At 46.4% G+C, this 13,085-nt stretch carries 13 protein-coding genes; 6 read left to right on the plus strand and 7 right to left on the minus strand.

The genetic code is table 11. The features are described from left to right. Window positions 1-66: 66 nt before the first annotated feature. Together astD and L4D74_RS19070 are read left to right on the plus strand one after the other, a co-directional pair. On the plus strand, window positions 67-1,524 hold the full coding sequence (gene astD, locus L4D74_RS19065; protein WP_428754026.1) for a succinylglutamate-semialdehyde dehydrogenase: 1,458 nt from the start codon (window positions 67-69) through the stop codon (window positions 1,522-1,524). Between the two features lie 10 nt (window positions 1,525-1,534). Next, window positions 1,535-2,326 carry a DUF1338 domain-containing protein gene (locus L4D74_RS19070; protein ID WP_428754027.1) on the plus strand — a complete coding sequence of 264 codons (792 nt, stop codon included), beginning with the start codon at window positions 1,535-1,537 and terminating at the stop codon, window positions 2,324-2,326. 68 nt (window positions 2,327-2,394) lie between these two features. On the opposite strand, the gene crp is transcribed toward L4D74_RS19070, so the two are convergent. From crp to L4D74_RS19095, 5 genes are all read right to left on the minus strand, one after another. After that, window positions 2,395-3,027: a cAMP-activated global transcriptional regulator CRP gene (gene crp, locus L4D74_RS19075; protein ID WP_009602948.1), complete on the minus strand. Its 633-nt coding sequence runs from the start codon at window positions 3,025-3,027 to the stop codon at window positions 2,395-2,397. 244 nt (window positions 3,028-3,271) lie between these two features. Next, window positions 3,272-4,141 (minus strand): phosphoribulokinase, encoded by an 870-nt coding sequence (locus L4D74_RS19080; protein ID WP_265676873.1) that lies wholly within the window; start codon window positions 4,139-4,141, stop codon window positions 3,272-3,274. A 235-nt stretch (window positions 4,142-4,376) separates the two neighbouring features. Beyond that, window positions 4,377-4,589: a YheU family protein gene (locus L4D74_RS19085; protein WP_250617910.1), complete on the minus strand. Its 213-nt coding sequence runs from the start codon at window positions 4,587-4,589 to the stop codon at window positions 4,377-4,379. 61 nt (window positions 4,590-4,650) lie between these two features. Continuing rightward, the gene (locus L4D74_RS19090; protein ID WP_428754030.1) at window positions 4,651-5,649 is read right to left on the minus strand and encodes a hydrolase; all 999 of its coding nucleotides are present in this window, start codon (window positions 5,647-5,649) and stop codon (window positions 4,651-4,653) included. Then, complete coding sequence (locus L4D74_RS19095) at window positions 5,646-7,034, minus strand: aminotransferase-like domain-containing protein (protein WP_428754031.1); 1,389 nt, start codon at window positions 7,032-7,034, stop codon at window positions 5,646-5,648. The genes L4D74_RS19090 and L4D74_RS19095 overlap by 4 nt, the downstream gene beginning before the upstream one ends. Window positions 7,035-7,164: 130 nt before the next feature. Between L4D74_RS19095 and L4D74_RS19100 the strand changes: the two genes are divergently transcribed. Continuing rightward, the gene (locus L4D74_RS19100) at window positions 7,165-7,761 is read left to right on the plus strand and encodes a LysE family translocator (protein ID WP_428754033.1); all 597 of its coding nucleotides are present in this window, start codon (window positions 7,165-7,167) and stop codon (window positions 7,759-7,761) included. A 90-nt stretch (window positions 7,762-7,851) separates the two neighbouring features. On the opposite strand, the gene L4D74_RS19105 is transcribed toward L4D74_RS19100, so the two are convergent. Further along, window positions 7,852-8,331 carry a TIGR02444 family protein gene (locus L4D74_RS19105; RefSeq protein WP_428754035.1) on the minus strand — a complete coding sequence of 160 codons (480 nt, stop codon included), beginning with the start codon at window positions 8,329-8,331 and terminating at the stop codon, window positions 7,852-7,854. Continuing rightward, window positions 8,331-10,250: an ABC transporter ATP-binding protein gene (locus L4D74_RS19110; RefSeq protein WP_428754037.1), complete on the minus strand. Its 1,920-nt coding sequence runs from the start codon at window positions 10,248-10,250 to the stop codon at window positions 8,331-8,333. The genes L4D74_RS19105 and L4D74_RS19110 overlap by 1 nt, the downstream gene beginning before the upstream one ends. Window positions 10,251-10,395: 145 nt before the next feature. Here L4D74_RS19110 and kefG point away from each other — a divergent pair, with 145 nt between their 5' ends. The 3 genes from kefG to L4D74_RS19125 are packed head-to-tail and all read left to right on the plus strand — an operon-like array spanning window position 10,396 to window position 13,034. Further along, window positions 10,396-11,007: a glutathione-regulated potassium-efflux system ancillary protein KefG gene (gene kefG / locus L4D74_RS19115; RefSeq protein WP_428754038.1), complete on the plus strand. Its 612-nt coding sequence runs from the start codon at window positions 10,396-10,398 to the stop codon at window positions 11,005-11,007. Further along, a complete protein-coding gene (gene kefB / locus L4D74_RS19120) occupies window positions 10,994-12,790 on the plus strand; it encodes a glutathione-regulated potassium-efflux system protein KefB (protein WP_428754040.1) in 1,797 nt (598 codons plus the stop codon). The genes kefG and kefB overlap by 14 nt, the downstream gene beginning before the upstream one ends. Before the next feature lie 40 nt (window positions 12,791-12,830). Continuing rightward, window positions 12,831-13,034 carry a YheV family putative zinc ribbon protein gene (locus L4D74_RS19125; protein ID WP_102469739.1) on the plus strand — a complete coding sequence of 68 codons (204 nt, stop codon included), beginning with the start codon at window positions 12,831-12,833 and terminating at the stop codon, window positions 13,032-13,034. Window positions 13,035-13,085: the final 51 nt, after the last annotated feature.

Genomic DNA, 13,085 nt, shown 5'->3' on the forward strand with positions numbered 1-13,085 from the left:
CGTACTTATCACGACACAATATGGAGATGCAGGCTCTTCACTATTTACTAGGTTAAGGAATTTTCGATGACGCAATGGATCGCAGGACAATGGATCGCAGGACTGGGTGAGCAATTTCACTCGCTGTCGCCGTACAACAATGAGGTGATTTGGCAGGGGCAGTCTGCCACACCAGAGCAGGTTGAATCTGCTGTCGACGCAGCGAGACTCGCTTTTGTCAGTTGGAAAAAACGCTCGTTTGAAGAGCGCGAAGCGGTGGTGCTGGCGTTTGCGGAAAAACTAAAGGCTCGTAGTGAAGATATTGCAATTGCGATTGCCAAGGAGACGGGTAAACCATTATGGGAAACCCGAACGGAAGCAGGAGCAATGGCAGGTAAAATCGCCATATCAATCCGAGCGTATCATGATAGAACGGGCAGTTCGCAGCGAGAGGCTGCGGGTAATCAAATTGTGCTGCGCCATCGTCCTTTAGGAGTAATGGCGGTCTTTGGCCCCTATAACTTTCCGGGTCATTTGCCTAACGGACATATTGTTCCGGCGTTATTGGCTGGTAATACCGTGGTGTTTAAGCCTTCAGAACAAACCCCATTAGTGGGTGAACTTGCTATGCAACTCTGGCAAGAAGCTGGGTTACCAGATGGTGTGATTAACCTTGTGCAAGGCGGTAAAGAAACCGGCATTGCTCTGGCTGACGCCAAAGGCATTGATGGGGTGTTGTTTACTGGTAGCGCGAATACCGGGCACGTATTACACCGTCAATTTGCCGGCCAGCCTGACAAAATGTTAGCGCTAGAAATGGGAGGAAATAATCCGTTGGTCGTGAGTGATGCCTACGGTGAGCTTGATGCGACGGTCTACACTATTATCCAATCTGCCTACATCAGTGCCGGACAGCGCTGTACCTGCGCTCGTCGCTTGTATGTGCCGTTTGGCGATAAAGGTGACCAACTTGTTGACGCATTAGTGGCCGCGATAGCCAAGATTCGGATTGATGAGCCATTCGCCACCCCTGCGCCTTTCATGGGGCCGCAGATTTCCATGCAGGCTGCTCAGCATATTATTCAGGCACAAGCGACGTTGCAATCGCTAGGTGGCAAGAGCTTAGTGGAATCGAAACAATTACAGGCCGCGTTTGTGACACCCGGTTTGATAGATGCCACGGCAATAGCGACGTTACCGGATGAAGAATACTTCGGCCCATTATTGCAGCTTGTGCGTTACGAAACACTACAACAAGCTGTTGAGCTTGCTAATGACACTCGATTTGGTTTATCTGCGGGCCTGATTTCAACCAATGATGATGAGTGGCTGTATTTTGTTGACCATATTCGCGCAGGTATTGTGAATCGCAACCGTCAGCTAACCGGAGCAAGTGGTGATGCACCATTTGGTGGTCCGGGTGCGTCAGGTAACTTGCGACCAAGCGCTTATTATGCGGCAGATTACTGCGCTTACCCGATGGCGTCGATGGAAGGGGAGCAAACAGTGCTGCCTGCGACATTAAGCCCAGGTCTCGATCTTTAAGGAGCAAAAGATGACGGCAGAACAATTATTTGAGCAGTTGTGGCAAGACTACACTCAGCGATTATGTCCTTCAGCAGCAAAAGTACAGGCGTTGTTGAAAGAGGGGGAGGCACTGATCAATGATCATATCGCGTTGCGTACCTTTAATCTCTCGCCCGTGGGCATTGAAATATTGGCAAAACCGTTTCTTAAGCTTGGTTATCAACAAGCGGGTGAGTATGACTTTGCAGCGAAAAAACTGTCTGCGATTCACCTACAACATAGTGATGAGTCATTGCCGAAAGTGTTTATTAGTGAGCTTCGCGTTGAACAGTGCTCAGCAGAGCTGCAAGCCATTGTGGCAAAACTCGTTAGCCAAGTAGATAACTTGCAGTTGGCCGCTGAAGACTTTCTGTTTGGTGGACGTATGTGGGCGCTCAGTTATGACGATTATCAAACGTTAGCCAAAGAGAGTGAGTACGCTTCTTGGCTTGCTGCACATGGTTTTGGTGCCAACCACTTTACTGTTAGTGTGAATCAGCTTAATCGTTTTGGAGAAGTGAGTGAGGTCAATAACTATTTGCGCCAAGCAGGTTTTGATATCAATGAGTCTGGTGGTGAAGTGAAAGGATCGCCAGAGGTCCTTCTTGAGCAATCTTCGACGATGGCAGACAAAGTGGGCGTATCATTTTCAGATGGGGAACAGCAGATACCTGGTGGTTTTTATGAATTTGCTAAGCGCTACAAAATGAACGACAACAAGTATTATCAAGGCTTTGTCGCAGCGTCAGCCGATAAGATTTTTGAGAGCACGCATCAATAAGTTATCAGAGTTAACGTCTAATAAAAAAGCCACCTTGCGGTGGCTTTTTGAGTATCTAAAGGCGTCGATTAACGAGTGCCGTAGACCACAATAGTCTTACCGTGAGCAGAAATAAGGTTCTGCTCTTCCAGCATCTTAAGAATACGTCCTACTGTCTCACGAGAACAACCAACGATTTGGCCGATTTCTTGACGAGTAATCTTGATTTGCATGCCGTCAGGGTGAGTCATTGCATCAGGTTGTTTCGCTAGGTTAAGTAGCGTCTGAGCAATACGACCAGTTACGTCAAGGAACGCAAGGTCACCCACTTTCTGGCTTGTCACTTGTAGGCGACTTGCCATCTGAGAAGATAAGCGCATGAGAATATCAGGGTTAACTTGGATAAGTTGACGGAATTTCTTAAATGAAATCTCAGCCACTTCACAAGGTGATTTAGCTCGCACCCACGCTGTACGTTCTTGGTCTTCTTCAAATAGGCCTAGTTCACCGATGAAGTCACCTTGGTTAAGGTAAGACAAGATCATCTCTTTGCCTTCTTCATCTTTAATAAGTACAGCAACAGAACCTTTTACGATGTAGTAAAGTGTTTCTGCCTTCTCGCCCGCATGAATCAACGTGCTTTTTGAAGGGTACTTGTGAATATGACAATGTGAAAGGAACCACTCTAGCGTTGGGTCGGTTTGAGGTTTACCTAGAACCATATTTCTTACTTCCTCTGCAGGGTATGCTTGCTGCTTTCCATATATAATAGCAAGTCCATTGTGTTAGGACTTACTAGCATAAAAGCACTTTGAAGATGGCGCAAGCGATCTTCTGTTTCAAAGAAATAGTATCCTTTTTTGCGCGGACTTTCTTGATTTTAATCGTGTCATCAGACCATTTTTCTATACAAAACTGTGCACATGATCACGGTATAAAAAATCATCTAAGTTTAGGCGCAAAAAACTAACCTATTTTCCCTGTTTCTATTAACTGCTGTAGTATAGGTCGGACGATTAATTCCATCGCAAAGCTCATTTTTCCACCAGGCACGACAATGGTGTTGTGACGTGACATAAACGATCCATCTATCATGGCAAGCAGGTAAGGATAGTCGACATTTTTTATCCCTCGTAAGCGAATGACCACAAAACTTTCATCAAGGCTTGGGATTCCTTTGGCATTGAGTGGGTTTGAGGTGTCGACAGTCGGTACGCGCTGAAAGTTGATATGAGTACGCGAAAACTGCGGGGTAATGTAGCTTAGGTAGTCATCCATAGAACGTACGATTGAGTCGGTCACCGCTTCGCGAGAGTGACCTCTGTCACGCGTATCGCGTACGAACTTTTGAATCCACTCAAGGTTGACGATAGGTACCATGCCGATCAGTAGATCAACATGCTGAGCGGCATTGATCGCCCCATCAACGACGCCGCCATGCAAACCTTCATAAAATAAAACATCGGAGTTTTCTGGTAAATCCTGCCAAGGCGTAAAAGTTCCTGGCATTTGATTGTAAGGGACCGCTTCATCAAACGTATGCAGGTAACGTCTAAATTGACCCACTCCGTTTTGCCCGTAGTTTTTAAAGAAGGTTTCGAGTGCGGGAAAGTCATTCGCTTGAGGGCCAAAATAACTGATGTGCTTTCCTTGTTCTTTCGCTTTACGGATCTCTACGTCCATTTCTGGGCGCGTAAAACGGTGAAAGCTATCACCTTCAATGAAAGCAGGTTTGATGCTCATCATATTGAACATCTTGCGGAACGCTTCTGACGTTGTTGTGGTACCGGCTCCTGAGGAGCCTGTCACCGCGATAATCGGGTGTTTGGCTGACATAACACTTCCTGTGTAATTTTCTAGTTATTGTCTCTTCCTGTGTGTGGGAGAGAGTTATCGTGAAACTGATGCCGAGTCTTAAAGCTTAAATCTTAGATCTTAAACTTTGGAGCTTAAACCATGGTGCCGCGATGTTAGCGCCAATGGACATCGCTATCGTCGACGTGGCATTTTCAAATAATGAGAGGCTTACTATAGCACTTCATTACGCGACGCGTGTCCAAAGGCGGGACATTTACAGCGAGTGACGCAATTTGATGTCGACCGTTTCATGCAGTTCAGAGAAAACAATGACGGCTTCGCCTGACTCGAGTTGGCCTCTGACGTGCGCTAATTTGTCGGCTAGACTGAATTCGCTTTCACCGTAATCCGTTCCTTCACGCAACACAAACTCTTGGATCAGATTATCCAGTGTTTCAGGTGCGATTTGTTGCCATGGAATGATCATAAATACCTCTCTCTTTCATGATGGCGTGAGTATATCAGAGTTCGTGAGTTCTTAAGTTAAATCAAGATGTCGGCGCGACTCGCAGGTGTTGATAGTACTTAGGCAGCACGTCTTCAAGCCAAAAAGTAGGCTTTAACCAACTGCCAGACAAAAAGCCAACATGACCGCCTCGTTCGAGTAAGTGATAGCTGAGGTGTGTTGGTAGTTCATAGCTAGGAATGACGTCATCGTTCATGAAAGGGTCGTCTTTCGCGTGGATGAATTGAGTCGGAATCACGATATCATTTAGCCGTGGTAATGCTGAGCATTGCTGGTAGTAATCGTCGGCGTTTTTAAACCCATGTAGTGGGGCGGTGATTAAATTATCGAACTCATAAAGCTTCGTCATACCCTGGACATGCTCAGCGGTGAGATCAAGAGCCTCGCTCAAAAGGTGTATTTTCTTTAATGCGTTCCTTTTTAATGAGGACACGAGATACTTACGGTAAACCTTTGAAAATCCTTGCTCAATACGTTTAGAGCAGGCCGCAAGGTCAAGGGGAGCAGAAACGATAGTTGCACTGGTCAGTTTGGTGTCATGCTTATAATAGGCAAGGTAATTGCTGAGCATATTGCCGCCGAGTGAAATGCCTACGGCAACCTTATTGGCATTTGGGTAACGATGATCCAAAAGCTCAATGAAGTGTCGAGCATCGCCAATTTCTCCCGAGTGATATGCACGAGCCAGTCGGTTTGGTGTTGGACCACAGCCGCGAAAGTGCATCATGACCGCTAACCAGCCTTGATTGGCAAATGCGTGCATTAAGCCATTCGCGTAAGGGCTATCAAAGCTGCCTTCTAAGCCATGAAACAGGATGAAAATAGGTTTGTTTTTGGCGCTTTCGTGGTGTGGGTCTTCACTCCAAGCTAACTCGACAAAGTCACCATCTGGCGTATCGAGTGTTTCCCAAGTTGGAGTGAATAGTGTACCTCGACGAATAAAGCGCGGAATTAAGGTCTGAATATGTGCGTTGCCAAGTCCCTTGGCAGCGATAAACGGCAGCAGTCTTGGTGTGTTCATAGCGTAAATTCATTGATTGGATTGGATAATAATAGCGTGTTAAGTTTTTCTACGCCGACTTTGAGTTGTTCGATCGTTTGTGGGGAGCTTAACGAAAGGCGTATTGCTGGTGCGACTGTGCCACCGGGTGGTGCGAATAATTCCCCTGATTTAACAATCACGCCAGATTCCGCCGCTTTTTGTACAAACTCACTCAGTCGCCACTGTTCAGGCAGAGTCAGCCAAACGTGAAAACCACCTTGTTCATAGCGCATGTTAAAGGCACCAAGTACTTGCGTTGCCGCGGCCATTCGTTGGCGCATTTCGTTGCGAATCATGGCAATGTTGCGCTCTGCGTCCCCGGATATCAACATTTCGCATGTCAAAGCAATCAGCAAAGGACTGATCATCCAACTGTGGTTTTGCAATGTCATAACCAGTGGTGGGTACAGCTTTTCTGGGGCGCAAAGGTAACCAACGCGAAGACCTGGTGCCAAGTATTTTGAGAACGCACCAATATAAATGACATGGTCGGGTGCCAAGTTCACCAGAGGTTCTGGCGCAGAATCTAGCAATAATCCATTGATGTCATCTTCAATAATATAAACGTTATACGCTTGGCAAATGGTGACGATAGCTTGTCGTCTCTGCGGTGACATAATGGCAGTCGTCGGATTTTGTAATGTCGGTGTTAGATAGAGAAAACGCGGCGAGTAGCGGTTGCAGCATACTTCTAATGACTCGGGAGTGATTCCCTCATCATCCATCTCCACGCCCTTGAGTGTGAGCTGATTCTGCCGAGCGAGACTGATCACTCCAGGATAGGTGTATTGTTCGACCAACACGGTATCGCCGGGGCGTGTAAAGGTGTCTAACACCATTTGGATGGCATGTTGGGCTCCGGAGCTAAACAGTAGCGTATTGACATCTAAGTGGACGCCTTTGTCGTTTAGCCATTGGCTTACGATAGCGCGGTGGCTATCAAATCCTGCTGGTGGTTGATAGAGCATGAGTTGATTCAGGTGTTGGGGGGATTGACTAATACGCTGCATGGCCTGTTTCAACATATCACTGCGATCGAGGCGTGGGGGAATATTGTAACTAAAGTTACATTCGCTCGCGTCGTCGGCGATCTCTTCAAACAACCAAGTTGGTTTGTTGTTATCCGTGACATAGGTACCCGCCCCGACCCGTGCTTCGACTAAACCTCGGCGCTCGACTTCAGCATAGGCTCGAGTGATGGTACCTACTGTAACCGATAGTTTATCGGCTAACCAACGATGGGTAGGGAGCTTTTTATTGCTTTCTAGGCTGCCACTTTCAATCTTTTCACTGATTTGATCGGCGATCTGTTTATAGATCGGCACGGGATCTTGTTTGAATACGGTAATATTTTCGATTGTCATGGTGACAATAAACCTTTTGCGTCGAGTTTAATCCATTGTTATGGTTATTTTGTCGGCTATTTTACATTTTATCAACACTTATTTGTAAGATTGTGTCGGTACAATTTAATTTTGGATTAAGGAGAGTGTGATGGAGTGGTCATTTATTGTCTCTGTTGCTTTATTTGCAGCAGTCATGACAGGAACTCCGGGGCCAAACAACGTGATGTTGACCGCTTCTGGAGCGAATTTTGGTTATGTAAAAACCCTGCCGCACTGCTTGGGGATTGGCCTAGGACTCATTAGCTTGATATTGCTCAATGGCGCGGGGTTAGGGGTGGTATTCACGAACTATCCTGTGGTCCAAACGTTATTGAAGTGGTTAGGGAGTGGTTATTTGTTGTATTTGGCGTGGCGGATTTTATCCGCGGGGATCAATAAAACGGGTCAAGATGATCAAGCGAAACCGATGACATGCCTTGAAGCCGTGCTGTTTCAGTATTTAAACCCCAAAGCGTGGTTAATGTCGGTCACAGCGGTGAGCTCATTCTCGTTAGCGGGTGAACACTATTGGTTTTCATTGCTGGCTATTTCAGTGATTTTTTTATTGATTCAACTTCAGACGTCATCGGTGTGGATTGGATTTGGCACTGTGATTCGTCGTTGGTTGTCGACACCAATCGCGTGGAAGCGTTTTAACTCGAGTATGGCCATGCTGACGGCATCATGTGTGCTGTTTATTTGGTAGCAAGTTTATTTAGTGAAGAAGTTTATTTAGTTGGATAAGTTTATTGGGCAAGCCGTCTACTGGCTAACAAGGCTTGTAGGGTCGGAAACGTCATTTGCTAGGAAAGTATACCGAGCATGGCGTCACAAATATCGGGCTTAGATGTTCAGCACCGAGCTGCTGGCAATATTTACTGACCAAGGGTTGGTGTTGATTGGTGGTGAGGGTGAGTGAGTTGATACAATCGACAAGGTCAGATTGTTGCTGTTTCTCTACACTCAGTTCAAAGGCGAGTGCTTCGCGATAGAGATTGTCACTAACATTATTTTTAAGTTGTCGACGCAAGCGACGAAAATGATGAAGAAGCTGTTCAGTGCGACCCAAACAGCTTTGAATGAGATGCCAATCTTCGGCAGCAAAGTGGCGCTGTTGTTCATCAAGCCATTTGAGCATCAACAGCAGGTTCACGTTGCCATGGTAGTGATTTTGGATAGTCAGACACGCCTCTTTTATCTCCCTCACACCATAGTATTGCAGACTAAACTGCCATAAGTGTTCGAGAGATAGATGTTCGAGGTGTGCTTTATCCATTATCCACAGAACTCCTGTTCCATTGCTTCTAGTTCTTCTTGAAGCCCCATCCACTCCATTTCAACATCTTCAAGTTCGGATTTACTTGTTGATTGTTGTGCGAGTACTTTAGTTAGTTTAGCTTTGTTTTCGGCATCATACAGTGATGATTCGGATAATTGCGTTTCCGCCTCACTTAGCAGCGCGCTCAGTTGGTCCATTTTCTTTTCAAGCTTTTCAAGCTGTTTACGAACCGGCGCGGTTTGTTTACGAAACTCGGCCTCTTTGCGTTTTTGCTCTTTTTTTGATGCTGCACTGTGTACGGAGGTTTTGTTTGGCTCGTTGTCTTGGGTTTCTTTGCGCTCAAGCTTTTGTTGCTCGGTTAGCCATTTATAGTAGTCCGTTAAGTCGCCATTAAATGGTGCGACTTGGCGATCATGGACTAAATAAAGATCATCGGTGGTCGCACGCAATAAATAGCGATCGTGACTGACAATAACCATGGCCCCTTCAAAGGTTTGCAGTGCAAACGTCAAGGCTTGACGCATGTCTAAATCTAGGTGGTTAGTCGGTTCATCAAGCAGCAATAAATTCGGTTTTTGCCAGACAACTAAGGCTAACACTAAGCGAGCTTTTTCTCCGCCAGAGAACGGCGCCACTTTATCGAGCGCTTTTTCACCTTGGAAGCCAAAGCTGCCTAGATAGTCGCGAAGCTGTTGCTCGGTTTGGTTGGGAGCAATTTGCATCATATGCTGCAATGGGGTTTCTTCTGGATGAAGCGTTTCAAGCTGGTGTTGGGCGAAGTAGCCAATTTTTACACCTTGAGAGTAAGTAAAATCACCGCCTTTCGCGGCGAGCTCTCCAGATAGCAGCTTGATAAGTGTGGACTTACCAGCACCATTGCGACCAAGCAAACCAATACGGCTACCCGGTACTAAATTAAGTCTAATCTTTTCCAAAATTAGGTTATTGTCATAGCCTGCAGAGACGTCGTCCATCATCATAATAGGATTCGGTAGTGCGGCTGGCTCTCTAAACTCAAAGCTAAATGGGTTATCCAGCTGAGCGGGTAGGACTTTTTCCATTCGCTCAAGCGCTTTAATGCGGCTTTGCGCCTGACGAGCTTTAGAGGCTTTGTAGCGGAAGCGATCGATGTAGCTTTGCATGTGCGACATCTGCTTTTTCTGCTTTTCAAACATCGCTTGTTGCAAGATGAGCTTTTGCGCACGTTGCTCTTCAAACGAAGAGTAGTTGCCGGTGTATTCATTCAGTGCTTGATTTTCGACATGAATAATTCGGCTGACGATCGGATCAAGAAAGTCGCGATCGTGCGAGATCAGGATCAAGGTGCCCGGATAGTTTTGCAGCCAGCGCTCTAGCCACATGACGGCATCGAGATCCAAGTGGTTGGTGGGCTCATCAAGTAGCAATAGGTCTGAGCGGCATAGTAGTGCTTGTGCTAGGTTAAGACGCATGCGCCAACCACCGGAAAACTGCGTCAGATTCCAGCTCATTTGCTCTTGAGTAAAGCCTAAGCCGTCCAGCAACTCTGCCGCTCGGGCACGAATGCTGTAACCACCAATGACTTCAATTTTTCCGTGTAATTCAGCGACAAGGTTACCGTTGTCGGCTTGCTCGGCTTTTAGCAGAGCTTGTTCTAGCCCACGGAACTCTCTATCACCATCAATCACATATTCAATTGCGCTACGGTCTAGGGCTGGTGTTTCTTGTGCAACCCAAGCCAGTTCCCAATGGGAAGGCTGATGAAACGTGCCAGCATCAATAGAAAGTTCATCTTTTAGTAATGCAAACAGTGTAGATTTGCCACAACCATTTTTCCCAACGAGACCCACTTTGTCTCCTGGGTGAATGGTGGCAGAGGCTTGGTCGAGGAGAGGCTTTCCACCTCGAAGCAATTGAATGTCGGAAAAGGTGATCATAAGGCTATAACTAACGGTGAGTTTGAACTTTGGAATACTAGGGGCAAAGTGGATAAATGTCGATCATTATCCGTTTTGCGTTATGATGGATCAAACTTATAACAAATATCTTACTGCTAGGTAGTACAAGGAACGATTTCACGGAATGACGTCTTTACAAACAAGCTCAGTTCCCTCTCCGAAAGTTCTGGTTATTTATGCCCATCCAGAGCCGCAAAATTCGATTGCCAATCAAGTCATGCTTAACAAAATTCGCTCCCTTGATCATGTGACGCTGCGCGATCTCTATGCGCTTTATCCTGATTTTTTTATTGATGTAAATGTCGAGCACCAATTGTTGCTTGAGCATGATGTGATTGTTTTCCAGCACCCTCTCTATATGTATTCATGCCCTTCATTACTCAAAGAGTGGATAGATCGCGTCTTGGGCAAAGGCTTTGCGTTTGGCGATGAGTGTGCGCTAGAAGGTAAGTATTGGCGTAGTGTGATCACAGCTGGAGGCAAGGAAGAGGCATTCAGTCAAACGGGCTATAATAAGTATCCTCTTGAACAAATTTTGCAACCTTTTGAATTATCTGCAGCGCTTTGCAAAATGCATTGGGTAGAGCCTTTGGTGCTGTATTGGTCACGGCGTGTCGATGATATAGAGCGTTATCAGCATGCCGATCAGTATCGGCAATGGTTGATGAATCCCTTGGGAAATGCGCACATTCTTCCTAATTATTTATTACCGGAGCATAAAGATGGCAGCGACTAGTGATCTCTTGCAAAACAGTGTCATCTTTTTATCGGCTGCGGTGGTGGCGGTACCCATTGCCCAGCGGTTTGGTTTAGGATCGGTTCTAGGCTATCTGTTAGCTGGGGTGGCCATTGGCCCATGGGGGCTTGGTCTTATTAGTGATGTCAGTGAGATATTGCACTTTGCTGAATTTGGCGTGGTCCTGCTGCTGTTTCTGATTGGTTTGGAGCTAAACCCCAAAAAACTCTGGCAAATGCGAGTGCCTATATTGGGTTTAGGTGGGGCGCAAGTGCTGCTGACGACCTTGGTGCTATCCGGTATTGCTTCACTGTTTGGACTGAGCTGGCAAACCAGTCTCGTGATTGGTATGGGATTAGCGCTGTCATCGACGGCGATTGCTCTCAAGGTGATTGAAGAGCAAGGGCTAGCGGGTGGCGAAACCGGGCAATCTGGTTTTGCGGTGCTGCTATTTCAAGATATCGCGGTGATTCCGATGCTGGCGTTATTACCCTTGTTAGCGGGCAACACGTCGGGCAACTGGGCGGACATTGCTTGGATGTTTGCTGGTGTGATTGGCTTGCTGGTGGCTGGACACTTTTTAATTCGCCCTTTATTCCGCTATGTCGTGATGAGTGGTGTACGAGAGCTGTTTACGGTGGCGGCGTTACTACTGGTTGTTGGCATTGCCGTATTCATGCAAAAGCTGGGGTTGTCGATGGCGTTGGGTACGTTTTTAGCCGGCGTTTTATTGGCAGAAAGCGAATATCGCCATGAGTTAGAAATTGCTATTGAGCCATTTAAAGGTTTGTTACTAGGTTTGTTCTTCATTGCCGTGGGGATGGCGGTTAACCTTGGACTGTTGGTTTTAGAGCCGTTTAAGGTCTTGTTAGCAGTGACTGCGCTGGTGGTGATTAAAGGCTTGCTGCTGTATGTCTTAGCGCGTTTGTTTGGCACTCGCCCTAAAGCGCGCAGTAAGATGGCGGCGATTTTGAGCCAAGGCGGGGAGTTTGCTTTTGTTATCTTTACCGCGGCAAGTGCTCAAGGTCTATTGTCGAGAGAAGAGTCTGCGTTTCTTTTAGTCGTGGTAAGTTTATCTATGGTGACGACTCCGCTGCTATTGATGGCTCAGAAAAAGTGGTTTGAGAAATCGTTAAATAATACCGAAGAAGCTTCGATTGAAAGTGATGTCCATGATAGACAGCCTCGCGTCATCATTGCCGGCTTTGGGCGTTTTGGGCAGATTATTGGCCGATTGATGTACGCCAACAAAATCAAAATTACGGTTTTGGAAAGCGACGCTAGCCAGATCCACCTGTTACGTAAGTTTGGCTATAAAGTGTTTTATGGTGATGCGACACAGCTTGATTTGTTGAGAGCGGCAGGCGCGAATAGTGCCGAGGCGATTATCATCTGTACTGACTCTCCGGAGGAGATTATGGAGGTGGTCGATCTTTGTCATGCTCATTTCCCAAAACTTAAAGTGTTGGCTCGGGCGCGCAGTCGTGTCGAGGCATATCAACTTATGAATCATGGTGTCACTAGCTATTCAAGAGAAACGTTTTTAGGGGCACTCGATTTAGGTCGACAAACACTCATTGAGTTAGGGTTTCATCCATATGAGGCTAAGCGCGCAGAAGCACACTTTAGAAAGTTGGACAATGCGATGCTTAAAGAACTGTTGCCGTTGCACAGTGAAGATACTCAGCTGGCTCAGCGCTCTAAAGAAGCTCGTAAAGAGTTAGAAGAGATTTTTGGTAGAGAAATGGAAAATGATCGCCAATCTAGAAATTTTTGGGATTAGCCCCAGAGTTTTGGTATTAGCGCTACAGTTAGGAAGCAAAATGACGCGTATTAAAAAAAGATTCATCGCGGGCGCAAGTTGCCCCAAGTGCAGCACTCAAGACAGCTTACGTTGGTGGATTGAAAATAATGTAGAGTGGGTAGAGTGTGTTGAGTGCGAATTTCTAGAGCAGCGTACACCACAATCGGTCGAAAAAAGTGAGCGCGGCGAAGAAGCCTTAATTGGCATTTTTAAGCCTGAGTGATTGAGTTTCTCAATTTCATCCCCATAATGTGCACATAAGCCGTATAAACGG

Source organism: Vibrio cionasavignyae (genome assembly GCF_050337155.1).
In the GTDB taxonomy this organism is placed as follows: domain Bacteria; phylum Pseudomonadota; class Gammaproteobacteria; order Enterobacterales; family Vibrionaceae; genus Vibrio; species Vibrio nomapromontoriensis.